Genomic DNA, 24,932 nt, shown 5'->3' with positions numbered 1-24,932 from the left:
AACGGGCAACCGAACCGGGGGGCGTCGGGCGGCGCGTGCGCTGCCGCAGCGGGCGGGCCGTGACGCAGATCACGACCTGCACCTTTCCGACCTGGGAACACTCCCCAGTAGTTTCCCGTTAAATCACGTGTGGGTGCGGATGGGACAGTGTCCCCGGGCCTCACCTTCCGCCCACAGGGAAGATCGTTCGGCTGAAGCCCTGTGGAGCAATCCGCCGAGAGGCGACCGCCATCCGTGGCCACCCACAGACGGCCCCGACCGCGATTCCCCCGTCCGGTCGGGGCCTTTCCCGTTCATGCGGCCCAGGACCCTGGTTCGTGCGGCCCGGGACCGGCTTCGCTTGACTTCGAGAGCGCTTCAATTCGTAACGTCGACCGTATGACCACAGCACAGCACAGGACTGCACAGCACAAGATCGGGTCAGGCTTCGGACGTCGGAGCAGCGCGGACGACGTACTCGCCGGTGTCGACCTCACGGGGAAGCTGGCGGTCATCACCGGCGGCTACTCGGGGCTCGGCCTGGAGACGACGCGGGCCCTCGCCAAGGCGGGCGCCCGGGTCGTCGTTCCCGCGCGGCGCCGCGCGGTCGCCGGGGAAGCGGTTGCCGGTATCGACGGCGTCGAGGTGGACGAGCTCGACCTCGGCGACCTGGACAGCGTCCGGGCGTTCGCCGACCGGTTCCTCGCCTCTGGCCGCACCATCGACATCCTCATCGACAGCGCCGCGATCATGGCCTGTCCCGAGACCCGGGTCGGCCCCGGCTGGGAAGCCCAGTTCGCGACCAACCACCTGGGCCACTTCGCCCTGGTCAACCGGCTCTGGCCGGCGATCGCCCCGGGCGGCGCCCGTGTCGTCTCCGTCTCCTCGACGGGCCACCACAACTCGGACATCCGCTGGGACGACCCGCACTGGAACAGCGGCGAGTACGACAAGTGGGCGGCGTACGGGCAGGCGAAGACAGCCAACGTCCTGTTCGCCGTCCAGCTCGACGCATTCGGCAAGGACCACGGTGTCCAGGCCTTCTCGCTCCACCCGGGCGGCATCCTCACGCCGCTCCAGCGACACCTGGCCAAGGAGGAGATGGTGGAGCGCGGCTGGATCGACGAGAACGGCGCCCTGCTCGACCCCGAGGCCTTCAAAACCCCCGAACAGGGCGCGGCCACCCAGGTGTGGGCGGCGACCTCTCCACAGCTTTCCGGCATCGGCGGCGTCTACTGCGAGGACTGCGACATCGCCGAGATCACTCCGGCCGACAGCGAACGGGCCGGCGTGCGCGGCTATGCGGTCGACCCGGCGTCGGCGGCCCGCCTGTGGGCCCTCTCGGCGGAACTCACCGGCGTCGACGCCTTCGCCTGAGACATCAGCTGGGGCATCGCATCCGATTCGCCCTGAGACATCGCACCCGCCGGAGGCTTCGCGTCCGTCTCAGGCGGGGGACTCCTCCGGCTCCGGGTCCTCGGGATGCACGGTGCTCGTGCCCAAGTCACCCTGTCGGCCGGTACCCGCCTCGTCCGTGTCGGGAACGCCGGCGTCAGGGACGCCGGTGTCCGGCTCCGCCTCCGCACCGGCCCCGTCGGAATCCCCCTCGGAATCCCCGTCGGAACCCCTTTCGGAGCCCGCGCTCTGCCCGGACTCGGGCGGCGTGACGACGTCCCAGGGGTCCTCGCCTTCCTGCGCCTGCTGGTCCGGCAGGTCCCGGGGCACGGGGCCGTCGTTCTCCTCGGGCGTCCTGGTCCCGTAGTCGCTCACGGTGCGCTCCCCTCCTCGTCGGGCGAAAATGCCTTGTCGGCCAGGGTGCGGGTACCTGCCGAAACGGCTCGGCAAACCCCCGGGCGTCAATGCGGAGCGCGCTCCTCCATGGCCGCGCGACGTCCGCCGCGTGCGAAGAAGTCGGCCAGCGGAAGGATCGCCGCGCCGACCGTGACCGCGTCGGGACCGAGGGCACCGAGTTCGATCGTGACCCGCTCGGCCGGGTGACGCAGCGCGTACGAGACGGCATGGGCGCGGACGGCGGGCAGGAAGCGGGAGCCCAGCTGGAGTCCGGCCCAGCCTCCGATGAGGATCCGTTCCGGCTGGAAGAGGTTGACCAGGTCGGAGAGCCCCGCGCCCAGGTATTCGGCCGTCTCCTCCAGCACGGCCAGCGCCACCGGGTCGGCCGCCGAGCCGGTCACTGCGGCCCAGCCGGTCGCCGCCGAGCCCCCGGCCGTCAAACCCGTGGCCGCCGAGCCCGCGGCCGTCGCACCGTCGGCAGCCGCGCCGTCGGCCTGACCTCCGTCGGCAGGGTAGGCGGCAGCGAGCATGGCGGCGAGGGCGGTCTCCTCGTCGACGCCCTTCGGCGGCTCTCCCCCTGCCTCCTCCCAGCGTTCGAGCAGGGCTCCGGCCCCGGCGTACGCCTCAAGACAGCCGAGTGCACCGCAACGGCAGCGGCGCCCTCTGACCCGTACCGTGAGGTGTCCCCATTCCACGGCCCGGCCCAGTTCCACGTCGTCGGAGACGAGACTGGCGCCGATACCCGAGCCGAAGAGGACCACGACCGCGTTGCGCGCCCCGCGCCCGGCGCCGAACCACATCTCGGCCTGGCCCAGGGTCCTGGCTCCGTTGTCGGTGAAGTACGGCACAGAGTCCGGGAGCCCGCAGGCGGCGCGGAGCAGGGACTCCAGCGGGACGGACGGCCAGCCGATGGTCTGACCGTGCACCACCGCGCCGTCGGGCGCCGTGCGTTCCACGATGCCTGGGACGCCGATACCGACGCCGAGCAGGCGCTCGGGAGCGATGCCGGCGGTGGCCAGGACCTCCGCGACACCGTCCCGGATGTGGCCGACGATGACGCCGACGTCGTACCCCTGATGCTCCAAGGGCCTTTCCGTACGGGCGAGTTCGGTCAGGGCCAGGTCGAAGAGCGCGACGCGGACGCGGGTCTCGCCGACGTCCACGCCGATCATGTGGCCGCTGGCGGGGGCGACCCGGAGCAGGATGCGGGGGCGGCCTCCGTCGGAGTCGACGCTGCCCGCCTCCTCCACCAGGCCGTCGGCGACGAGGGCGGCGACGACGTTGCTGACGGAACCGGAGCTCAACCCGGTGGCCGGCCCGAGTTCGAACCGGCTCATCGGCCCGTCGAAGTAGAGCCGCCTCAGCACGGCCGTGCGATTTCCTCGTCGCAGGTCACGCACTGTGCGCCCGTGCCGCCCCGCCATCTGGTTCCTTCCCGCCGGACCCCCTGCCTGCAAGATACTCACGCCTTGGATCAAGCGGCTCGGAGGGTCACCGGGCGAGTTCCGTCGGTGAGCAGCAGTTCCTCGACGGTGTTGTACGTTCCGCCGCTGAGCGGACGGCAGTGCGCGAGGCGGCTCGCCGGAATCCCGGCCGCCTCCAGAATCCGTCCGGCCCGTTCCTTCGGCATGCCGCCCCACCCTGTCCTGTCGCAGCGTCGTCCCGTCGGCCACCTGGCCGTGTAGACGTCCTCCACGTAACGGCCCGCCGCCATCAGCCCGTTGAGCCACTCGCCACAAGCCGCGCCCGTCGGCATCGGGCGTACGGTCCCGGTACAGGGTACGGAAGGCGTCGCGCACACCGGGTGCCATACGTGAACCGTCGCCGCAGACGTAGACACGGGCACTCCCCAGCCCCCCTCACACCACACCACACCACTACACAATCGCGTACCTCTTTCGTCCCCACGACCCATTGCGCCCCCGGGAACACGGGGAACTGCGCACCCGGGCCACAACGCCCGCACCCTTTCCCCGCGGAACAAGCGGAACGCATAGGCTCCGGCGCATGGAACAGAGCGAGATCATCCTCCGAGCGATCGGCGTCCTGACCGAGACCCAGGAAATGGTGCGCAGGCTCAACGAGGACACCGAGGTCGACATAGACGCCGGCGAGGCTCAGCTGGGCAGGCTGGTGACCGAGGTCTTCCCGTCGGTCGAGGTCCCCGGCGACGCGACCCCGGCCGAGGCGGGCCAAGCCGTCGTCGACGCCCTGATGCCCGCGGCCATCTCCCTGGTCGGCGCTTTCGCGTTCCTGTTCTCGGAACTCGCCGACATCCACGACACGGACCGTTCCGACATCAAGAGCACCGATCTCCTGCGCACCCTCGCACTCCGCCTGTCGGACACGGACTCGAACGCCGGCCCCGACGCGGACCTCGGCGACGACGCGTAGCGATGCCCGACGCTCCTTCCGAGGCCGCGGTGGTGTGACGCAACCGCGCCATCGACCTCTTCTACCGCGTCCCCATGCCGATCGCGGTGTGTGATCTCCATGGGACGATCACCGTGGCCAACCCGGCGATGGCGGCTGAATGCGGCGCGTCGCCCGGAGGCCTCCGCGGCCGCGACGCCCTGGACCTGTTCCGCCCCCAGGACGCCACGCAGGTGGAGCGGATCGTCCAGACACTGCGGCTGCGGCACCGCTCCCGCTATCAGATCTCGGTCCGCCGACAGACCCCGCTGGGTGTCCTCGCCCCCGGCTTCTGGCCGCCGTCCGTCGCTCCTACCGAACCCTCGCCCAAAGGATCGCCATAAAGGACTGCCACAAGAACCGCCATAAGGGACGCCCGAAAATCCGTTGGCTCTCTCCAGAACGGCTATGTAGCCTAGGCCATAACCTAGTGACCCTAGGTTTTGCTTTCGCGCTGCCCACGCCCCGTCAGGAGACCCCCACCATGCAACCGCTCACCGAGCAGGACATCCGCGACTCCTTCGTCAACTGCTCCAAGGGAGAGGCCAAACGGCTGGCGGTACCACGCGACCTGGCGGACCGGCCGTGGGACGACCTGGACTTCCTGGGCTGGCGCGATCCCGGGGCACCCGACCGCAGCTATCTGGTGACGGAGCGGTCCGGCAGGGCCGAGGGCGTGACCCTGCGCTTCCCCTCCCAGCAGCGGGGCTTCCTGCACCGCAGCATGTGCTCGCTGTGTCTGACCACCCATCCGGGAAACGGTGTCTCCCTGATGACGGCACGCAAGGCGGGCCCGGTCGGCCGCGAAGGCAACTCGGTCGGCATCTACATGTGCGCCGACCTCGCCTGTTCCCTCTACGTACGCGGCAAGAAGCTGCCCGGGTCCGGGTCCCGCTTCGAGGAGAGCCTCACTGTCGAGGAGCAGATCGTCCGCATGACCGGCCATCTCTCCGCCTTCCTCGACCGTCTGCGCTCCTGACCGACCGGCGGTCCGTCTCATCGGCGCAGCCGCATCCTTCGGACGCGTTCGACGCGGCTGTCGAACGGGAAGTGCCCAGGGATGCGAGATGTACGTGAGATGTGGACCGCCGGTACCGCCCGGGTGACGAAGTGGCGCCAGGAACCCGTGATCGTCCAGACGGTCCGGGCGGCGGCGGCCGCGACGGTGGCGTACGTGGTCGCCCTGCGGTTCAGCCCCGGACCCGCCCCGCTCACCGCTCCCCTGACGGCGCTCCTCGTCGTCCAGGTCACGCTCTACGCCACTCTCACCACCGGCATACGGCGGGTGAACGCCGTGGTGGCCGGCGTCCTCGTCGCCATCGGTTTCAGCGCCCTGGTGGGGCTGACCTGGTGGAGCCTCGGACTGCTCATCCTGGCCTCGCTGGCCGTCGGACACCTGGTGCGGGTCAGCGAGTTCGTACCCGAGGTGGCGATCAGCGCCATGCTGGTCCTGGGCGTCACACGGATCGGTGACACGGCCTGGGCACGGATCCTGGAGACGGTGATCGGCGCCGTGGTCGGGCTCGGCTGCAATCTGCTGTTCGCTCCCCCGGTGTGGGTCGGCGCCGCCGGCGAGTCCATCGAGGATCTGGCGCGCCGGATGCGGCGGTTGATGCTGCATGTCGGCGAGGAGGCGGCCGGCCACACGCCGGTGGCCGTGGCGGCCGAGAGACTCCACGAGGCACGCCGGCTCGACCACGACATCGTCGACGTGGACGCGGCCCTCAAACAGGCCGAGGACAGCGTGCGCCTCAATCCGCGGGTACGGGAAGGGCTGTTGCACCGGGTCGTCCTGCGCACCGGCCTCGACACGCTGGAGATCTGCACGGTGGTCCTGCGGGTGCTCACGCGCACTCTCACCGACCTCACCAAGGAGCGCGCCCCCGAGCCGCTGTTCGAGTCGCACATCGGGGCGACGTTCGAGCAACTCCTGTCCGAGGTCGGTGACGCCGTGGTCAGCTTCGCGGTGCTGGTCACCACCGACGTCAGCCGCAGCGCCGAGTCCGCGGAGTCCCGGCTCAGCTCGGAACTCACCGCCGCGACGGCCACCCGCGACAAACTGGCGCAACTCCTGCTGACAGAGGTGCAGCGGGACGCGCACCAGTGGCAGTTGTACGGCGCCGTGGTCACCGAGGTCACCCGGATCCTCGACGAGCTCGACATGGAGCGCCGCTCCCACCGGCTCCTGGAGGAACTGGACCGCTGCACACGCGAACAGCGCGAGCGCATGCCCCGGCTGGACCGTCTCGGCAAGCGCCTGCGCCTGCACCTGCGCCCTTGACGTGAGAACGGCCCGACGGAACCGCCCGGCCCTGTCGAGTCGTTCTAAGTGACGTACCGAGCGCCGTGTGACGTACCGCATGGCGACGACAGGACCGCTTGCCCACCCGGCAACGGCCCACATGGCGACAGAGGAGTGCGGATGGCCGACGGCACCGTGCGGATCGACGGGAATTCACTGCTTCTGCCGGGCGGTGTGCGGGTCCGGTTCATTCGCACCCTGCGCCTGCCCGAGACAGGCACGCACGCGTTGCCCCCGGGACTCGGCGAGTTCCCGCTGCGGCGTGTGGAGGAGTATCCGGACACGGTGCCCGCCGAGTGGCTGGCACGCGGCGGAGTGATGCTGCCGGTCTATCTGCGCGAGGCCATGTGGCTGAGCTTCGGCGGCACGACGCAGCCGGCGGCCCTGCAGGTGGGCGTCGGCAAGGTGTGCGCGGTGTCCGGCAAGCCGTGGACCCCCCGGCCCGCTCGGGATCCGCAGAACTACGTGGTGCTGCCCCGTCAGCCGTGGCTCGACGGCATCAACTCCGGGAAGGGCACGGTCCGTCAGTTCGTGGCGGTCCCCCTCGGGCTGGGCGCCACGGTCGAGGGCCAGGTGACCGGCGAGGAGGTGTGGGGCGGCGTACAGCTGCAGTCGTTCCCGCTGAACGACGCCGCACTGCACGCGTGGCGGGAGGAGCAGCGCCGGCTGGCGGAGGTGGCGGAGCGCAACCGGAACATGATGCCCTCCGGGGGTTACGGCGCCGCCGCTCCGATGATGTCCGCCGCGCCCGGTTCCGCGGCGCAGCCGGGCGGTCCGGTGCCGGCCCCCGCGGGCGCTCCGCCCCGGGCCCCGGCGGCGATGGGCCTCGGCGTCGGCGGTTCGATGCGCCAGGAGGTCTACCGGGACGACCGCCCGTTGTCCGACTGGTCGACCACCGCGGCCGGGCGGGTCTTCGTGCACCTCGTGACACCGCCCGAGTGGCGGCGCATCACGGGTGAGGCTCCCCCGCCGTCCCCCGTCGACCGCGCGGCCTACACCAGGGCCGGGCTGCCCTGGTTCGACTACTACGACCAGGACGCCGCGGATCTCGACCCCACGGACCAGCTCGGCGCGGTCAAGCCGGTCGGTGACTGGCTCGGCGACGACCACACACCGTGGCAGCCGCCGTCGCCCGGTCAGGTGAAGCCGCTGGGCGACGCACCGGGCAAGCCGGTCGGTGACGGGGACTGGTGAGCCCGACCGGAGCCGGAGAGCCTGTCCGTGTCACCTGTCGCCTTCCGTGCGCTGCCGCTGCAACGCGCGGGGGCAGCTCGCGGTGCTCGCCTGCGTCAGCAGGACGTGCATGCGCTCGGTGAGTTGTCCGACATCGTCGGCGGGCCGGTGGAACGGCAGTCGCACGTCGCCGTGGCCGCGGGCGCGCTCGATGCGCAGCGTCAGTCCGTGGCGGTCGACGGCGAACGGCTGCACCCTGACGGCCCCGTGCAGGCTGTCCGGTTCGACGAGGCGGGTCAGCCGCTCGACGGCGTCCGGGTGGGCGTCGGCGAGGTGGGTGAGCAGGTGGGCCTCCGCGAGGGCCAGCGGGTCGGGCTCGGCGGCGGCGTACTCGTCGAGGTCGACGACGACCGCCCCGCCGGGCTCGCGCAGCACGGCGCGTGTCGGACGGAACGTCAGATGTCCGTCCTCGGGCGCGAACCAGCCCGCCATCCACAGGCGCGCGCGGATACGGTCACGTACGGGCACGGGCGCGACGTCGGCGAACTCCAGTACGGCGGACGGCTCTCCCCGTGGGGCGCAGATCGCGGCCGTGGTGAGCATGCTGTCGTCCGGCAGGTGCAGCAGTACCCGGCCGTCCTCCGCGACGGTGTGTACGCCGATGAACTCCTCCCGACCGCCTTCCGCGGTCACCGCGCAGGACCACGCGGCGGCGAGCACCGACCTGGCACGTTGCGCCATGGCCGGTACGGCCGTCCAGCTGTGACGGTCACCCATCCCAAAACCTCCCTTAGGTAAGCCTTGCCTAACCTACCGAAGATCGAGGTGTACGCCAACCACACGGCGCCGGTCACGGCACCTTCGTCACAGTCGGCTTCACGGTGTCCAGTGACCGGGGCGGGTGAATGAGGCCGGAAGCCTGGTGCCGGCGCTGCCCCTGGCGGCGTTGAGCTGCGGCTGGGTGAGGAAGAGGGCCCCGGTCAGGTCGGCGTCCGTGAGGTCGGCGTCTCGCAGGTCGGCGCCGATCAGGTCCGCGCCGCGCAGGTCCGCGCCCGTCAGGTCGGCCGCGATGAGGTACGCGCCGCGGAGGTTGGCGCCCCTCAGATCGGCACCCTTGAGCCGGGCACCCATCAGGTCGGCGCCGCGGCGCTCCTTCTTCCTGCCCCGGCCGAGACCGGCACGGGCCAGCTCACTGGTGCGCAGCAGCAGGACGTTGACGTCCTCGCGGACCGCCGCCACGTCCAGCTCGGCGAGTTCTTCCGGCGCCTGGCGGGTGAGCGACTCGGTCCGGTCGAGAGCGCGGCGCAGTTCCGGATGGATCGGGCGGGCCGCCGGCAGGCCGAGCGCCTCGGTGAGATACCAGAGCAGTTCCTGCAGTTGCCGTACGGTCCGGAACACGTCGAACATCAGCCGTGCGTCGTCCCGGGAGCCCGAGCGCCAGCTCTCACCACCGAAGGTGACCTGCGAGACCTTCTGGCCGGCGCCGAAGCAGTCGTAGACCGTGCAGCCGTTGAAGCCTCGCTGCCGCAGCTCCGTGTGGATGCCGCAGCCGAAGTCCGTCCGGAGGTTTTGGCACGGACTGCCGGCGGCCTTGTCGATCGCGAAGTCCGCCGAGGCGGCGAAAGGCAGCGCGACACAGCACAGCCCGAAGCACTGGGCACAGTCCGCCTGCAGTTCGGCGCGGGCGGGTGCCGCACTGGCGGGTTCGTCTCGCATGACTCCCACCCTACGCAGCATGCGCCCAGCCCGATCAGGGGGTCTGCCGGCGGTTGCCCGGCCCGCCCTACGACATGTCGCGGAGCATGGCCAGGTTGCTCACGAGCAGGCCGCCGTCGACCGGCAGCGTCACGCCGGTGATCCAGGCCGCGTCGGCCGAGGCGAGGAAGGCGACGGCGGAAGCGATGTCCGCGGGTTCGCCGACCCGCCCCAACGGGTAGTGGGCGGCGGCTCGTTCGAGGATCTCGCCACGGCCGTCCCAGGCGTTGGTTCGGACGGTGCCGGGCTCGACGAGATTCACCCGGACCCCTCGCGGGGCGGATTCGACGGCGACGGTGCGGGTGAGTGAGGTCAGTGCGGCCTTCGCCGCGCTGTACGCGTGCGAACCGAAGTGCTGCTCGGCGTTGACCGAGCCGATGTTGACGATCGCGCCCCGCCCGCCGGCCGCTGCCAGGTGCGGCAGGGCGGCGCGGATGCAGCGGTACGCGCCGTGCAGCGTGATCTCGAAGTCCTCGTACCAGGGCCCGTCCTCGTGCTCCTCGAAGGAGGCGGGATCGGGGTGGCACGCGCAGGCGTTGTTGACCAGGACGTCCAGGCTGCCGAAGGAGTCCACCGCCGTGGTGACCGCCGCCTCGACCTCGGCGCGGTCGGCGATGTCGCACTTGTACGGTTCGGCCGTGCCGCCGGTCGCTTTGATCGCGTCGGCGACCCGCGTGGCACGCGTCAGGTCGCGATCCGTGACGAGCACGGACGCGCCGTCCGCGGCGAAGCGGTGTGCGGTTGCCTCGCCGATGCCTTGTCCTGCGCCTGTGATCAGTACGCCGTAGCCGGTGAATCGTGTCATGGGCTCACCCTAGGGAGTGGTCTTGATCTGCGGGTGCGATGTGGCTGGGCGCGCCCACGAGGCGCAGCCGCACCTTGTCACAGCCCCGCGCCCCCAATGGGTCAGGCCTCGTCCCTCGCCAGGGTCAGGAGGCGGTCCAAGACGCGTGGGCCGCCTGCCCGTACTCCGTCGTGCTCGAACTCGTCCGTCACGTACGTGCGCAGACCGCGGATCGTGCGGGCCGTGCGCAGGGCGTGCTCGGTGTCGACGTACATGTCGTCGTGGTAGACGGCCGCGGCGACGGGGACCTCGTTGGCGGCGAGGCGGCCGGCGTCGTACAGCGGGGCCCAGTCGGTGCGCTCGGCGAGGAGGTCCGCGGTCTCGCGCAGCGGGCGCAGGGCGGGGTCGCAGTCGAAGGTCCAGGGGTGGACGGACTCGCCGGTGAAGAGGACGGGCCCGTCGCCCGCGAGGGTCTTGGCCGCGTCGAACTGGGGGAAGTCGGCACGGACCCGCTCGGCGGACCAGGCGGTGGGGCGGTCGCCCTGGGCGTAGCACGCCTCGTGGACCAGCGCGTACAGAGGGTGCCCGGCGTAGGAGAGGAGGGACTGGACTTCCTCCTGGAACGCGTCGGAGAGGGCGGACCCCTGGGCGGTGCGGACGAAGGCGTTCTCCAGGAGGTAGTGCAGTCGGTGGCTGCCCTCGCCGCCGCCGAGGAGGATGCCGAGGGACTGGAAGGCCTCGACGGTGAGCCGGTAGCCGCCGTTCAGGACGGGCTCGTTCCGCAGGAGGTACTCGGCGATCCGCCGGGCCCGCTCGACGTCCTGGGGGTAACGCGCGTAGTGCGCGGCGACCTTGCGCTCGATACGCGGGTACGCGGCCCGGTAGACGTCGTCGGCGTGCCCGTCCAGGGTGGGCAGTCCACCGGTGATCAGGGCGGTACTGAGGCCTTCGGGGGCGGTGGAGAGGTAGTGGGTCGCGCAGAAGCCGCCGAAGCTCTGGCCGAGGACGGTCCAGGGGGCACCGCCCGTGACCGCCGGGCGGATCGCCTCGCAGTCGCGGACGATGGAGTCGGCGCGGAACAGGGCGAGATGGTCGGCCTGTTCACGGGGGCCGCCGCGCAGCGGGAGCGTCTGACGGTTTGCAGGCGTGGAGCTGCCGGTGCCGCGCTGGTCGAGGAGCAGGACGCGGTACTCCTCCAGAGCGCGGCCGAGCCAGGCCTGCCTGCCGACGAAGCGGTTGGCGCCGAAGCCCGGTCCGCCCTGGAGGTACACCAGCCAGGGCAGGTCCTGGTCCGCCTGGTCGCTCGCGACCACCTCACGGGCGTACAGCTCGATCGTCTCGCCGGTGGGGGCGTCGTGGTCGAGGGGCACGGTGAACCGGCGGTCGCTGAGGACGACACCGGGCTGACGGTAACTGGCGCTCAAAAGGGGCTCCCGAGACGGACGGATTCCTGTTCGCGAACCAGTTCAGCACAAGTTCTCCGGTGAGCCGAGCCCGGGGATCAAGAAATCCTTACTGACCGGCCGATCAGACTGATGACGGCGAACATACTGAACAACCGCTCAGCGCGAACCACCGACCGGGCGATCGGCCGGGACAACCGATCAGCGCGGCGGGAGACTTGAGCGCCGGACCACCAGTTCCGGCTGGAGCACCACGCGCCGGTGCTCGTGCGGGACGGGTGCCGACTCGGCCTCGGTCTCCTCCAGGAGGAGTTCCGCGGCGAGCGCCCCCATGGTCACGGCCGGCTGCCGTACCGAGGTCAGCGGGACGGCCGCCGCGGCCGCGAACTCGATGTCGTCGTAGCCGACGATCGCGAGGTCGTCCGGGACGCTCACGCCGGCCGCGAACATCGCCTGGAGGACGCCGAGGGCGAGCAGGTCGTTGGCGCAGAAGACAGCGGTCGGACGGTCGGCCAGACCGAGCAGCCGGGCTCCCGCGTCGCGGCCCGCGGCCACGTCGAGGCGCTCGGTGGGCAGCTCGCGCAGGCACTGCGCACCCAGTCCCGCCTCGTCGAGGGCGTTCAGGGCGCCCGTGCGACGGTCCGTGACCTGGGTGAGTCCGGGCGGCCCGCTCACATACGCGACGGAGCGGTGGCCCGCGTCGATCAGGTGCCGTACGGCCAGTGCGCCGCCCGCCACGTCGTCGACGGACACCGAGCACTCGGTGGTGCCCTCGGCGACCCGGTCGACGAGGACGAAAGGGATGCCGTGGCGGCGGAACGCCTCGATGTTGCGCCCCGTCGCGTCGGCGGGGGTCAGCAGGACGCCCCGTACACGCTGTTCGGCGAAGAGCGACAGGTAGTCGGCCTCCTCGCCGGCGCTCTGCGCGCTGTTGCAGACCATCACGCCGAGCCCGGTCTCACGGGCCGCCCGCTCGGCGCCGCGCGCCACGTCCACGAAGAAGGGGTTGCCCATGTCCAGGACGAGCAGGCCCATGATCCGGCTGCGCCCGGCACGCAGCTGCCGCGCCGACTCGCTGCGGACATAGCCGAGCCGGTCGATGGCGGAGAGCACGCGGGCGCGGGTCTCGGAGGCGACCGTGTCCGGGCGGTTGATGACGTTCGAGACCGTGCCGACGGAGACTCCGGCGACTCGGGCGACGTCCTTGATACCCACCGACTGGGCCATCAGGCGGTTACCTCCATGGAACGGGGAGTGGCGGGCACGCAGTCACATTACCCGCGTGCCCACCCGGAACGGACTCCGTCACGCGGGCAGCCCGAAGTCGATGACACGGAGTGCCGATGGTGTCGTGCCGCTGGACCTGACCTGGTACAGGATGGACAGCACGCCGTCCTGGGCGATCCTGGTCTCGTCGACGAGGACCTCGCCGAAGGCGTTCAGCCCGCTGCCGTCGAACAGTGTCGTCCAGTCGCTGTGTCCGGAGGCGGCGGACGCGGCGACGATGCGTCCGAAGGGCAGAACGGCGTACGCGTTGTCGTACTTGTCGAGGATCAGCCTGGTGCGCTGGCTGGAGTTCAGGGCGACCGGTATCTCGGTCTTGCGCCAGGCGCCGGTGGCGGTCTTCCGGAGGTGGAAGGCGCGGCCGTTCGCCGTCCGGTCACCGACATAGTCGGTGGTGCACTGCCCGAAGCGGCCCGGCACATAGCTGATGATCGCGTGCGGCCGGCCCGCGGAGTCCGTGGCCTGGCTCTCCTGGTTCATCAGGGAGTGGTCCGGGTTGAGGGCGTCCACCACCAGGCCGCTGTCGGTGACGGCGACCTTGTCGGAGGCGCCGGTGGTGCCGACGACCGTACCGGCGTCGTTGCGCCAGGTACGGCCGCGGTCGTCCGAGTAGACATAGCCCGTGTCGTGGTTGGTGATGCCGCCGCCGTTGCACATCACCGCGCCGTTCTGCTCACGCCAGGTGAAGAAGGAGTGCAGCCGGCCGTTCCGGTCGTAGTCGATGCCGTGCAGGTACATGTTGCGGACGGTGCTGGAGCCGTGCTCGCTGGTGTACGTGCCGGTGGAGCTGCTCCACTCGCCGAGGTTGGTCCAGGAGGTGCCGTTGTACTCGGCGAGAGCGTGGCGGCCGTTGCCCGACACCCCGGTGCGGTAGCTGAGCTGGAGCTTCCCGTCGGGCATGGAGACGAACTGCGGGTACGTGAACTGCGTGGTGGGCGCGAGCCCGTCGAGACTGGACTGGGGGGCGCCGAACCGGCTCGTGGTCCAGGTCAGGCCCGCCGGATTGTCCATGAGCCCGGCCATCGACTTCACGTAGGTGAAGCCGTCGCTGTGGGAGTCCATGTTGAGGTGGAGCCGGCCGTCGGTCTTGGAGAGGCCCATCGAGATGACGTTGTGGGAGTCGTCGTACCGAAGGGTGTGTCCGACCTTCACCGTCGACCAGCTGCTCCCGCCGAGCACCCGGCGGCCGATGACCGCGTTGCGGTCGGCGGTGTACCAGCCGGCGTACTGGTAGCCCTTGTAGGTGAGCAGGCCGTTCTTCTGGAACGAGTTGTTGTTGACCAGGCCGTCGTAGGAGACGAAGTAGAGGGCCTGGCTGTCGAGCGTGGTGGTGCCGGCCCGGGTGACCGAGGGGCCGGGGGCGGCCGCCCTGGCGGTACCGGCGAAGGCGGGGACCGCGACGGTGCCGAGCAGGGCGGTCGCCAGCAGGGTGCGTCTCTTCATGTCCGGGGCTCCTGAGCGTGTGGGGACGAGGAGGACGAGCGAGGAAAGAGCACAGTCATCAGGTGGTCAGGCGGTCAGGCGTTCAGGCGTTCAGGCGTTCAGGCGTTCAGGCGTTCAGGCGTTCAGGCGAGGTGGAACACCTCGGTGAGCGGTTTCATGGCCTCGTCGGGCCTGGCGCCGTCCAGCGATTCGAAGAACGGCGCCATCTCGGCCTGCCAGCGGGCGTTGACCCCGGTGGCCTCCATGCCTGCCTGCGCGGCCGCGAAGTCCTCGGTCTCCAAGTAGCCGACCAGGAGGCCGTCTTCGCGAAGGAAGAGCGAGTAGTTGTGCCAGCCGGTGGCCGAGAGCGCTTCCTGCATCTCGGGCCACACGCAGGCGTGTCTCTCGCGGTACTCGTCGAGCCGGTCCTCGCGGACCTTGAGCAGGAAACAGACGCGCTGCATGAAGTGCCGCTCCAGGGTCGTGGGGGTGGAGTGCCGTCGGCCGGGCCACCCACGTCGCGTGAGGGCGGCCCCCCTGTCGGCGCCGGTGTCAGAAGTCGAACTGGTCGATGTTCTTGGCGTTGAACACGGTCGGCTTGCCGAGGTTGATCACGCCGTCCTTGCCGATGGTGAACTCGCCCATGTCGCCGGCCTTGAAGGTCTCGCCCTCCTTGCCGGTGATCTGGCCCGAGACCATCGCGACGGAGGTGCGGGCGGCCAGCTCACCGAGCTTCGCCGGGTCCCACAGCTCGAAGGCGTCGACGGTGCCGTTCTTCACGTACTTGCGCATGTCGTTCGGGGTGCCGAGGCCGGTCAGCTTGACCTTGCCCTTGTACTTGGAGCCCGACAGGTACTGGGCGGCGGCCTTGATGCCGACGGTGGTCGGGGAGATGATGCCGGCCAGCTTCGGGTGCTCCTGGAGGAGGCCCTGGGTCTGCTGGAAGGACTGCTGGGCGTCGTCGTTGCCGTAGGCGGTCTTGACCAGCTTGATGTTCTTGTACTTCGGGTCCTTGAGCTCGTCCTTCATGAATTCGATCCACGTGTTCTGGTTCGTCGCGGTCTGCGCGGCGGACAGGATCGCGATCTCGCCCTTGTAGCCGATCTGCTCGGCGAGCAGCTGCACCTCGGTCCGGCCCAGGTCCTCGGCGCTGGCCTGCGAGACGAAGGCGTTGCGGCAGTCGGTCTTGGTGTCCGAGTCGTAGGTGACGACCTTGATGTCGTTCTTCATGGCCTGCTTGAGCGAGGTGCACAGGGCGCCCGGGTCCTGCGCGGAGACGGCGATGGCGTCGACCTGCTGCTGGGTGAGCGTGTTGACGTAGGAGACCTGTCCGGCGGTGTCGGTGCCGCTGTTGGTGCCGACCTCCTTGTACTTCGAGCCCAGCTCGGTGAGGGCCTTCTCGCCGCCCTTGTCGGAGGAGGTGAAGTACGGGTTGTTGACCTGCTTCGGCAGGAAGCCGACGGTCAGGCCCTTCTTGGTGGCCGCGTTCGGGTCGGCCTTGCCGGCCGCGGCGTTGGAGCCGCCCTCGTCCTTGACGTCGTCCTTGGAGGTTCCGCCACCGCAGGCGGTCGCGGCCAGCGCGAAGGAGGTGACGGCGGCCAGAGCCGCACAGGCCCGGCGGAGCTTGGTGGAAGACATGGTGGTGGAGCCTTTCGCCAGAAGTTACGAGGAGGTGGGTGCAGAGACGGGTGCGGAGGCGGCTCTGCGACCCGCCCTCGCTACGGAGATCTGCCGTGCGACCCGGGGGCCGAGCACGGAGAGGACGAGCAGAACGCCGGTGACGACGATCTGCGACTGGGCGGAGACGTCCTGGAGACTCATCACGTTCTGCAGCGCGCCGAGCAGGAAGACTCCCGCGATCGCACCGCCGAGCGTGCCCTTGCCGCCGTCGAAGTCGATGCCGCCGAGCAGGACGGCCGCCACGACGGAGAGTTCGAGCCCCGTGGCGTTGTCGTAGCGGGCGCTGGCGTAGTGCAGTGCCCAGAAGATGCCGGTCAGCGAGGCCATGAGCCCGGTCATGGTGAACAGGATCAGCTTCTGCCGCTTGACGCGGATGCCGGCGAACCGCGCGGCCTCCTCGTTCGCGCCGACCGCGAACAGGGAGCGTCCGAACGGGGTGGCGTGCAGCGCGACCACGGCGATCGCGAGCAGCACGACGAAGGGGAGGAAGGCGTACGGGACGAAGGTGTCGCCGATGCGGCCGGACGCGAAGTCCAGGTACTGGAAGGGGAAGTCGGTCACCGCGTCGGAACCGAGCACGATCTGTGCGATGCCCCGGTAGGCCGCGAGCGTGCCGATGGTGACGGCGAGGGACGGCAGTCCCAGCCGGGTCACCAGCAGACCGTTGATCAGCCCGCACACCACGCCGAGGAGCAGACAGATCGGGATGATCGTCTCGATGGTCATGCCCTGGTTCCACAGGGCGCCCATCACGGCTCCGGACAGACCGGCCGTGGAGGCCACCGAGAGGTCGATCTCACCGGACACCACGAGCAGGGTCATCGGCAGCGCGATCAGCGCGATGGGCAGCGTGTTGCCGATCAGGAACGACAGGTTGAGGGCGTTGCCGAAACCGTCCATGGTGGTGAAGGAGAGCAGCAGGACAACGATCAGGAGGGCGCCGACGGCTGAATCCCACCTTTTCAAGGCGGACCAGCGGACGGCGCGCGTGAGAGCGGAGTCAGCCATGGCGGGCGTTCCTCTTCTTCAGGGCGGTCGCCACCCGCAGGGCGACGATCCGGTCGACCGCGATGGCGAGGATGAGCAGGATGCCGTTGATGGCGAGCACCCAGACGGAGCTGACGCCGAGGGCGGGCAGCACGCTGTTGATGGAGGTGAGGAGGAGTGCGCCGAGGGCCGCTCCGTAGACGCTGCCGGAGCCGCCGGTGAAGACGACGCCGCCGACGACGACCGCGCTGACGACGGTGAGTTCGTAGCCGTTTCCGGTTCCGGAGTCGACGTTGCCGAACCGGGCGAGGTACAGGGCGCCGGCGAGACCCGCGAGGGCTCCGCAGAAGGTGTACGCGGCGAGGATCCGCTTGCGTACGGGGATGCCGGCGAGGCGGGCGGCCTCCGGGTTGGAGCCGAGCGCGTAGAGCTCGCGGCCGCTGCCGAAGTGCTTGAGGTAGTACGCCGTCGCGACCAGCACCACCAGCGCGATCATCGCCAGCCACGGTACGGCGGAGAGGCCGCCTGAGCCGAAGTCGATGAAGCCGTCGGGCAGGCCCGCCGCGGTGATCTGCCGGGAGCCGACCCAGATGGAGTCGATGCCTCGGATGATGTAGAGCGTGCCGAGGGTGACGACGAGTGCGGGTACCTGGCCGAGGCTGACGAGCAGTCCGTTGACCAGGCCGCAGCCGATGCCGAGCAGGACCGCGAGGAGAATCGCGACGGCGGGGTTGCCGCCGCCCTGGAGATACGTGCCGGCGGCGAAGGCGCTGATGCCGAGCGTCGAGCCGACCGACAGGTCGACGTTGCGGGTGATGACGACCAGCGACTGGCCGGTGGCGACCAGTACGAGGATGGTCGCGTTCAGCAGGAGGTCCTTGATGCCCTGTTCGGACAGGAAGTCGCTGTTGCCGATCTGGGTGATGACGATCATCACCAGGAACACGAGCAGGATGGCGAGTTCACGCATCTTGAAGACGCGGTCCACCAGCCGGGTGCCGCTGGACTTGGGCACCTCGGCGGCGGGGGCGGTTTCGGGAGTGGTGACCGTCACGCGGCTGCCCTCCCGGTGGCTGCGGCCATCACGGTTTCCTCGGTGGCGTCGGTGCGTGCGATCTCGGCGGTGAGCCGGCCCTCGTGCATCACGAGGACCCGGTCGGCCATGCCGAGGATCTCGGGCAGGTCGGAGGAGATCATCAGGACGGCCACCCCGTCGGCGGCCAGCTGGCTGAGCAGTCGGTGCACCTCGGCCTTCGTGCCGACGTCGATGCCCCGGGTCGGTTCGTCGACGATCAGCACCTTCGGGCCGGTGGCGAGCCACTTGGCGAGGACGACCTTCTGCTGGTTGCCGCCGGACAGGGTGTTGACGGTGTCGGCGATCCGCGCGTACTTGACCTGGAGCTTGACGGCCCAGTCGAGGGAGCGGCTGCGTTCGGCGCCGCGGTCCATCAGTCCCGCCTTGACGGTCTTGCGCAGTCCGGTGAGGCCGATGTTGCGCTCGATGGACATGTCCATCACCAGGCCCTGGGCGCGGCGGTCCTCGGGAACGAGGGCGAGTCCGGCGGCCATGGCCGCGGAGGGCGCGCCGTTCGTCAGCTTCCTGCCGTCGATCTCCACCTCCCCGGCGTCCCAGCGGTCGACGCCGAAGACGGCCCGGGCGACCTCCGTACGCCCGGCGCCGACGAGTCCGGCGAGGCCGACGATCTCACCGCACCGGACGTCGAAGGAGACGTCGGTGAAGACACCTTCGCGGGTCAGGCGCCTTACGCTCAGAGCGACTTCGCCCGCCCGGACGTCCTGCTTGGGGTACAGCTCGTCGAGGTCGCGGCCGACCATACGGCGTACCAGGTCCTCCTCGGTCATGTCGTCGACCGGTTCGGTGGAGATCCAGACACCGTCACGCAGCGTCGTGACACGCCGGCAGATCTGGAAGATCTCCTCCAGACGGTGCGAGATGAACAGCACGGCCGAGCCCTGCTCGCGCAGCGCGCGGACGACTCCGAAGAGCCGGGCCACCTCGCTGCCGGTGAGGGCGGCGGTCGGCTCGTCCATGATCAGGACACGCGCGTCGAAGGAGAGCGCCTTGGCGATCTCGACGATCTGCTGGTCCGCGATGGACAGGCCGCGCGCCGGGCGGTCGGGGTCGAGCTCTACGCCGAGCCGCTGCATGAGGGACAGGGTCGCGGCGTGCGTGGCCTTGTGGTCGATCCGGCCGAGCACGCGCCGCGGCTGGCGGCCCATGAAGATGTTCTCGGCGATCGACAGGTCGGGGAAGAGCGTGGGCTCCTGGTAGATCACCGCGATGCCCGCGTCGCGGGCGTCGGCGGGACCGTGGAAGATGGTGGGCTCGCCGTCCAGGAGCACCTGACCGGCGTCCGGTCGGTGCACGCCGGCGAGCGTCTTGATGAGGGTCGACTTGCCCGCGCCGTTCTCACCGGCGAGTGCGTGCACTTCGCCGGGGAACAGTTCCAGGGACACGTCCCGCAGGGCGCGTACGGCGCCGAAGGACTTCGAAATGTCCTTGAGTGCCAGCACGGGGGCCGGATCCGCGTCGGACCGGTGGGTCATGAGGGCTCCTCAACGACGCGGGCGATGCGGCCTCACGACGTCGTGAAAGGTTTCAACTAGGTTGCCGGGACGTTAGACATGTAGCCCAGGTCACGTCAATGGGTACAGGCCGAAATTTTCGATAGCCAAAGGTCACAACCAAGTCACGGCAACGCGTAATCGCGCGAGGGGTTGACAGTCGTTCGGGGGGCTCATAACTTCTGCCTTCTGAATCGTTTCAGAGCCATGGTGTTCAGAAGCCGTTCGGAACCGATGCCACAACGGAAGTCACAGGAGCCCCGAAGTGACCGAGCTCTCCGCGGTGAAGGCCGCCCTCAAGACCCAGGCAGTAGAGACGCCGTCGTGGGCGTACGGGAACTCGGGAACCCGCTTCAAGGTGTTCGCGCAGCCCGGGGTCCCCCGCGATCCTTTCGAGAAGCTGGACGACGCGGCGAAGGTGCACGAGTTCACGGGGGCCGCGCCGACCGTGGCGATGCACATCCCCTGGGACCGGGTCGAGGACTACGCGGCGCTGGCGAAGCACGCCGAGGAGCGCGGCCTGACCCTTGGCGCGATCAACTCCAACACCTTCCAGGACGACGACTACAAGCTGGGCAGCGTCTGCCACCCGGACGCCGCGGTGCGCCGTAAGGCCGTCGGTCACCTGCTTGAGTGCGTGGACATCATGGATGCCACGGGTTCGAAGGACCTGAAGCTGTGGTTCGCGGACGGTACGAACTATCCCGGCCAGGACGACCTCCGTGAGCGCCAGGACCGGCTCGCCGAGGCTCTCGCCCTCGTCTACGAGCGCCTCGGTGACGACCAGCGGATGCTGCTGGAGTACAAGTTCTTCGAGCCGGCCTTCTACGCGACCGATGTGCCGGACTGGGGCACCGCGTACGCCCACTGCCTGAAGCTCGGCCCCAAGGCGCAGGTCGTCGTCGACACCGGGCACCATGCTCCGGGCACCAACATCGAGTTCATCGTCGCCACGCTGCTGCGGGAGGGGAAGCTCGGGGCGTTCGACTTCAACTCACGGTTCTACGCGGACGACGACCTGATGGTGGGCGCCGCGGACCCCTTCCAGCTGTTCCGGATCATGTACGAGGTCATTCGCGGCGGCGGCTTCACCGCGGACGTGGCGTTCATGCTCGACCAGTGCCACAACATCGAGGCGAAGATCCCGGCGATCATCCGGTCGGTGATGAACGTGCAGGAGGCCACGGCGAAGGCGCTCCTCGTCGACCGGGACGCCCTGGCCGCCGCGCAGCGGTCCGGTGACGTGCTCGCCGCGAACGCCGTCATCATGGACGCCTACAACACGGATGTGCGGCCGCTGGTGGCGGAGGTCCGCGAGGAGCTGGGGCTGGCCGCGGACCCGATCGCGGCGTACCACGCCTCCGGCTGGGCGCAGAAGATCGCCGCGGAGCGGGTGGGTGGGCAGCAGGCCGGCTGGGGGGCGTAGTCGGTGCGCTCGGCTTTGGCAGCCCGCTCGCTCGCCGTTGGCCTGCCGGCCGGTGGTCGGCTGCCGGTCGAGTTCGGCTGATCGCGCAGTTCCCCGCGCCCCTCAGGGGACCTGCCGGCCGGTGGGCGACTGCCGGTCGTGTGTGGCTGGTCGCGCAGTTCCCCGCGCCCCTCAGGGGACCTGCCGGCCGGTGGGCGACTGCCGGTCGTGTGTGGCTGGTCGCGCAGTTCCCCGCGCCCCTGAAAGGGGGCTGCGCCCCTTTCTCCTCTCTCCTCAATCTCTTCTTTAAGGAACTGGAACATGGCACCCCACCCCGAAGCCGCTGCTCTGCTGGGTCGGTCCAACCGGCTCGGTGCTGATCCTCGTAATACCAACTACGCGGGCGGCAACACGTCCGCGAAGGGCACCGACACCGACCCCGTGACCGGCGGGGACGTCGAGCTGATGTGGGTCAAGGGGTCCGGTGGTGACCTGGGAACCCTCACCGAGGGCGGGCTCGCCGTGCTGCGGATCGACCGGCTGCTGGCGCTCAAGGACGTGTACCCGGGTGTCGAGCGCGAGGACGAGATGGTCGCCGCGTTCGACTACTGCCTGCACGGGAAAGGTGGGGCGGCGCCGTCGATCGACACCGCGATGCATGGTCTGGTGGATGCCGCTCATGTCGATCACCTGCATCCCGACTCCGGGATCGCGCTGGCCTGCGCGGCCGACGGGGAGAAGCTGACCGCCGAGTGTTTCGGGGACGGTGTCGTGTGGGTGCCGTGGCGGCGGCCCGGTTTTCAGCTGGGGCTGGACATCGCCGCGGTCAAGGAGGCCAACCCGCAGGCGATCGGCTGTGTCCTCGGCGGGCACGGCATCACCGCCTGGGGCGACACCGCCGAGGAGTGCGAGCGCAACTCGCTGCAGATCATCCGTACCGCCGAGGAGTTCCTCGTCGAGCGCGGGAAGGACGAGCCCTTCGGTCCCGTCATCGAGGGGTACGCGGCTCTCGGCGGCGCCGAGCGCCGGGAGCGGGCCGCCGCGCTCGCGCCCGTGATCCGGTCGCTGGCCTCCCAGGACCGCCCCCAGGTCGGCCACTTCACCGACTCCGGGGTCGTCCTCGACTTCCTCGCGAGCGCCGAACACCCGCGCCTCGCCGCCCTCGGCACCTCCTGCCCCGACCACTTCCTCCGTACGAAGGTCAGGCCGCTCGTTCTCGACCTGCCGCCGGCCTCCTCCCTCGACGAGGCGGTCGCACGGCTGAAGGAGCTGCACGGCGAGTACCGCGAGGAGTACGCGGCGTACTACCAGCGGCACGCCGACGCCGACTCCCCCGCCATGCGCGGCGCCGACCCGGCGATCGTGCTGATCCCCGGTGTCGGCATGTTCTCCTTCGGCAAGGACAAGCAGACCGCGCGCGTGGCCGGCGAGTTCTACGTCAACGCGATCAACGTGATGCGCGGCTCGGAGGCCGTCTCCACGTACGCGCCGATCGAGGAGTCCGAGAAGTTCCGCATCGAGTACTGGGCCCTCGAAGAGGCCAAGCTCCAGCGAATGCCGGAGCCGAAGCCGCTCGCCACGCGGGTCGCGCTCGTCACGGGCGCCGGCAGCGGTATCGGCAAGGCGATCGCCGAGCGGCTGGTCGCCGAGGGTGCCTGTGTCGTGATCGCGGACCTCAACGGGGAGAACGCGGCTGAGGTCGCCACCGCGCTCGGCGGTCCCGACAAGGCCGTCGCCGTCACCGTCGACGTGACCTCCGAGGAGCAGATCGCCGAGGCCTTCAAGGCGGCGGTCCTCGCCTTCGGCGGTGTCGACCTGGTCGTGAACAACGCCGGTATCTCCATCTCCAAGCCGCTCCTGGAAACCACGGCGAAGGACTGGGACCTCCAGCACGACATCATGGCCCGCGGTTCCTTCCTCGTCTCGCGCGAGGCGGCCCGGGTGATGATCGCGCAGGAGCTGGGCGGCGACGTCATCTACATCGCGTCCAAGAACGCCGTCTTCGCGGGTCCGAACAACATCGCCTACTCGGCGACCAAGGCCGACCAGGCCCACCAGGTCCGGCTCCTCGCCGCCGAGTTGGGCGAGCACGGCATCCGCGTCAACGGCATCAATCCCGACGGCGTCGTACGCGGCTCCGGGATCTTCGCGGGCGGCTGGGGCGCGCAGCGCGCGGCCACCTACGGCATCGAGGAGGAGAAGCTCGGCGAGTTCTACGCCCAGCGGACCATCCTCAAGCGCGAGGTCCTCCCCGAGCACGTCGCGAACGCCGTGTTCGCGCTGACGGGCGGCGACCTCACGCACACCACGGGTCTGCACGTCCCGGTCGACGCCGGTGTCGCCGCCGCGTTCCTCCGATGACGGATATGACTCGTCCGATGACGAACGTGACTCGGGAGGCGGCTGTGAAGTCGTACGCCGCGGTGGACCTCGGCGCGTCCAGCGGGCGCGTCATGGTCGGCCGCGTGGGCCCCGACTCGCTGGAGCTGACGGAGGCGCACCGCTTCCCGAACCGGCCGGTGCGGACCCCCGAAGGGCTGCGCTGGGACATCCTCGCGCTGTACGCGGGGGTCCTCGACGGGCTGCGCGCGGCCGGGCCCGTCGACTCGGTCGGCATCGACAGCTGGGCCGTGGACTACGGCCTGCTCGACGCCGACGGGGCGCTGATCGGCAACCCGGTGCACTACCGGGACACCCGCACGCAGGGCGTCGCGGAGAAGGTGTGGGCCACCGTGCCCGCCGCCGAGCTGTACGCGGCCACCGGACTGCAGTACGCCCCCTTCAACACGCTGTACCAGCTGGTGGCGGCCCGTTCCTCGGCCCAGCTGGCCCACGCGAAGGGGCTGTTGCTCATCCCCGACCTGCTGACGTACTGGCTCACGGGCGAGGCCGGCACGGAGCTCACCAACGCCTCCACCACGCAGTTGATCGACCCGCGCACCGGCGACTGGTCGTACGACGTCGCGGCGCGCCTCGGCATCGACCTGGAGCTGTTCGCGCCACTGCGGCGGCCCGGGGATCCGGCCGGTCTCCTGCGGCCCGGCGTGCTGGAGGAGACCGGGCTGGCGGGGCCGGTACCGGTGACGGCGGTCGGTTCCCACGACACCGCCTCCGCGGTGGCCGCCGTACCGGCCGTGAACGAGCGGTTCGCGTACATCTGCACCGGCACCTGGTCCCTCGCGGGCCTGGAGCTGACGGCGCCCGTCCTCACCGAGGCGAGCCGTGCGGCGAACTTCACCAACGAGCTGGGCCTGGACGGCACGGTCCGCTATCTGCGGAACATCATGGGTCTGTGGCTGCTTCAGGAGTGCCTGCGGGAGTGGGGGGACCCCGACCTGGGAGAGCTGCTGGCCGCCGCCGCCGGGGTGCCGCCGCTGCGGTCCCTCGTGGACGCGGGCGACGCGGCGTTCATGGCTCCCGGCCGGATGCCATCCCGTATCGCGGACGCCTGCCGGGAGTCGGGGCAGCCCGTGCCCGGGTCGCGCGCCGAGATCACCCGTTGCATCCTCGACTCGCTGGCGCTCGCCCACCGGCGGGCGGTCTTCCAGGCGCAGGAGCTGGCCGACCACCCGGTCGACGTCGTGCACATCGTAGGCGGCGGCGCCCGCAACGCCCTGCTGTGCCGGCTCACCGCCGACGCCTGTGGGCTGCCGGTCGTGGCGGGCCCGGCGGAGGCGGCGGCGCTGGGCAACGTCCTGGTGCAGGCCCGGGCGCACGGGCAGGCCGGCGACCGCGCGTCGATGCGTGAACTGCTGGCCCGTACACAGCCGCTGACCCGCTACGAGCCGCAGGGCACCACGGCGGCGTGGCAGGCGGCCGAGGCCCGCCTAGAGGGTTTCTGAAGGGGCGCGGGCGGTGTCGATGGGTCCGCCTCGGGGCGCGACCGGCCACGGTCGACCGGCAGTCGAAACCCCACAGTCGCCGCACCTCATTCCGGCGAAGCCCAGCGCCGCGTAACGTGCACTCATC

At 70.3% G+C, this 24,932-nt stretch carries 21 protein-coding genes and 2 pseudogenes; 9 read left to right on the top strand and 14 right to left on the bottom strand.

What is annotated here, in order from left to right:
- Positions 1-378: 378 nt before the first annotated feature.
- Complete coding sequence (locus AB0D14_RS21120) at positions 379-1,356, top strand: SDR family NAD(P)-dependent oxidoreductase (RefSeq protein WP_362781204.1); 978 nt, start codon at positions 379-381, stop codon at positions 1,354-1,356.
- A 69-nt stretch (positions 1,357-1,425) separates the two neighbouring features.
- On the opposite strand, the gene AB0D14_RS21115 is transcribed toward AB0D14_RS21120, so the two are convergent.
- From AB0D14_RS21115 to AB0D14_RS21105, 3 genes and pseudogenes are all read right to left on the bottom strand, one after another.
- Positions 1,426-1,749, bottom strand: a complete 324-nt coding sequence (locus tag AB0D14_RS21115) for a hypothetical protein (protein WP_362781203.1) — start codon at positions 1,747-1,749, stop codon at positions 1,426-1,428.
- 86 nt (positions 1,750-1,835) lie between these two features.
- Positions 1,836-3,194, bottom strand: a complete 1,359-nt coding sequence (locus AB0D14_RS21110; protein ID WP_362781201.1) for an ROK family transcriptional regulator — start codon at positions 3,192-3,194, stop codon at positions 1,836-1,838.
- Between the two features lie 68 nt (positions 3,195-3,262).
- A pseudogene (locus tag AB0D14_RS21105) lies at positions 3,263-3,400 on the bottom strand (aminoglycoside phosphotransferase family protein); the annotation flags it as partial.
- Positions 3,401-3,777: 377 nt separating this feature from the next.
- Between AB0D14_RS21105 and AB0D14_RS21100 the strand changes: the two are divergent.
- The 5 genes and pseudogenes from AB0D14_RS21100 to AB0D14_RS21080 all read left to right on the top strand — a co-directional run bounded on the left by AB0D14_RS21100 (position 3,778) and on the right by AB0D14_RS21080 (position 7,678).
- Positions 3,778-4,164, top strand: a complete 387-nt coding sequence (locus AB0D14_RS21100; protein ID WP_362781199.1) for a hypothetical protein — start codon at positions 3,778-3,780, stop codon at positions 4,162-4,164.
- Between the two features lie 50 nt (positions 4,165-4,214).
- Positions 4,215-4,436, top strand: a pseudogene (locus AB0D14_RS21095) (PAS domain-containing protein); the annotation flags it as partial.
- Between the two features lie 230 nt (positions 4,437-4,666).
- Entirely contained in the window at positions 4,667-5,161 is a 495-nt protein-coding gene (locus AB0D14_RS21090; protein WP_362781198.1) for an FBP domain-containing protein, read from the top strand.
- Positions 5,162-5,242: 81 nt separating this feature from the next.
- Positions 5,243-6,463 carry an aromatic acid exporter family protein gene (locus AB0D14_RS21085; protein ID WP_362781196.1) on the top strand — a complete coding sequence of 407 codons (1,221 nt, stop codon included), beginning with the start codon at positions 5,243-5,245 and terminating at the stop codon, positions 6,461-6,463.
- A gap of 141 nt (positions 6,464-6,604) precedes the next feature.
- On the top strand, positions 6,605-7,678 hold the full coding sequence (locus AB0D14_RS21080) for a hypothetical protein (RefSeq protein WP_362781195.1): 1,074 nt from the start codon (positions 6,605-6,607) through the stop codon (positions 7,676-7,678).
- A gap of 30 nt (positions 7,679-7,708) precedes the next feature.
- Here the strand turns inward: AB0D14_RS21080 and AB0D14_RS21075 are convergent, their stop codons facing one another.
- The 11 genes from AB0D14_RS21075 to AB0D14_RS21025 form a co-directional block, all read right to left on the bottom strand.
- The gene (locus AB0D14_RS21075) at positions 7,709-8,434 is read right to left on the bottom strand and encodes a DUF2470 domain-containing protein (protein ID WP_362781193.1); all 726 of its coding nucleotides are present in this window, start codon (positions 8,432-8,434) and stop codon (positions 7,709-7,711) included.
- Between the two features lie 99 nt (positions 8,435-8,533).
- A complete protein-coding gene (locus AB0D14_RS21070; protein ID WP_362781191.1) occupies positions 8,534-9,373 on the bottom strand; it encodes a pentapeptide repeat-containing protein in 840 nt (279 codons plus the stop codon).
- A 67-nt stretch (positions 9,374-9,440) separates the two neighbouring features.
- Positions 9,441-10,217, bottom strand: coding sequence for an SDR family NAD(P)-dependent oxidoreductase (locus tag AB0D14_RS21065; protein ID WP_362781190.1), 777 nt, complete (start codon positions 10,215-10,217; stop codon positions 9,441-9,443).
- Between the two features lie 101 nt (positions 10,218-10,318).
- Positions 10,319-11,620: an alpha/beta fold hydrolase gene (locus tag AB0D14_RS21060; RefSeq protein WP_362781188.1), complete on the bottom strand. Its 1,302-nt coding sequence runs from the start codon at positions 11,618-11,620 to the stop codon at positions 10,319-10,321.
- 180 nt (positions 11,621-11,800) lie between these two features.
- Positions 11,801-12,826, bottom strand: a complete 1,026-nt coding sequence (locus AB0D14_RS21055) for a LacI family DNA-binding transcriptional regulator (RefSeq protein ID WP_362781186.1) — start codon at positions 12,824-12,826, stop codon at positions 11,801-11,803.
- Positions 12,827-12,904: 78 nt separating this feature from the next.
- Positions 12,905-14,326 (bottom strand): BNR repeat-containing protein, encoded by a 1,422-nt coding sequence (locus AB0D14_RS21050; RefSeq protein ID WP_362781184.1) that lies wholly within the window; start codon positions 14,324-14,326, stop codon positions 12,905-12,907.
- 122 nt (positions 14,327-14,448) lie between these two features.
- Positions 14,449-14,769: an L-rhamnose mutarotase gene (locus tag AB0D14_RS21045; RefSeq protein ID WP_362781183.1), complete on the bottom strand. Its 321-nt coding sequence runs from the start codon at positions 14,767-14,769 to the stop codon at positions 14,449-14,451.
- Positions 14,770-14,857: 88 nt separating this feature from the next.
- Positions 14,858-15,943, bottom strand: coding sequence for a rhamnose ABC transporter substrate-binding protein (gene rhaS, locus AB0D14_RS21040; protein ID WP_362781181.1), 1,086 nt, complete (start codon positions 15,941-15,943; stop codon positions 14,858-14,860).
- A 24-nt stretch (positions 15,944-15,967) separates the two neighbouring features.
- Positions 15,968-16,993 carry an ABC transporter permease gene (locus AB0D14_RS21035; RefSeq protein ID WP_362781179.1) on the bottom strand — a complete coding sequence of 342 codons (1,026 nt, stop codon included), beginning with the start codon at positions 16,991-16,993 and terminating at the stop codon, positions 15,968-15,970.
- Positions 16,986-18,026 (bottom strand): ABC transporter permease, encoded by a 1,041-nt coding sequence (locus AB0D14_RS21030; RefSeq protein ID WP_362781177.1) that lies wholly within the window; start codon positions 18,024-18,026, stop codon positions 16,986-16,988. Before AB0D14_RS21030 ends, AB0D14_RS21035 begins: the two co-directional genes overlap by 8 nt.
- Positions 18,023-19,540: a sugar ABC transporter ATP-binding protein gene (locus AB0D14_RS21025; protein ID WP_362781176.1), complete on the bottom strand. Its 1,518-nt coding sequence runs from the start codon at positions 19,538-19,540 to the stop codon at positions 18,023-18,025. Before AB0D14_RS21025 ends, AB0D14_RS21030 begins: the two co-directional genes overlap by 4 nt.
- Before the next feature lie 283 nt (positions 19,541-19,823).
- Here AB0D14_RS21025 and rhaI point away from each other — a divergent pair, with 283 nt between their 5' ends.
- From rhaI to AB0D14_RS21010, 3 genes are all read left to right on the top strand, one after another.
- Complete coding sequence (rhaI, locus tag AB0D14_RS21020; RefSeq protein WP_362781175.1) at positions 19,824-20,984, top strand: L-rhamnose isomerase; 1,161 nt, start codon at positions 19,824-19,826, stop codon at positions 20,982-20,984.
- Positions 20,985-21,284: 300 nt separating this feature from the next.
- Positions 21,285-23,324 (top strand): bifunctional aldolase/short-chain dehydrogenase, encoded by a 2,040-nt coding sequence (locus AB0D14_RS21015; RefSeq protein WP_362781174.1) that lies wholly within the window; start codon positions 21,285-21,287, stop codon positions 23,322-23,324.
- A 17-nt stretch (positions 23,325-23,341) separates the two neighbouring features.
- Positions 23,342-24,805 (top strand): rhamnulokinase family protein, encoded by a 1,464-nt coding sequence (locus tag AB0D14_RS21010; RefSeq protein WP_362781172.1) that lies wholly within the window; start codon positions 23,342-23,344, stop codon positions 24,803-24,805.
- Positions 24,806-24,932: the final 127 nt, after the last annotated feature.

Source organism: Streptomyces sp. NPDC048484 (assembly GCF_040651415.1).
Classification (GTDB): Bacteria; Actinomycetota; Actinomycetes; order Streptomycetales; family Streptomycetaceae; genus Streptomyces.
Note: the sequence above shows the minus strand (reverse complement) of the source record. Positions and strands in the feature narration are given on the sequence as shown.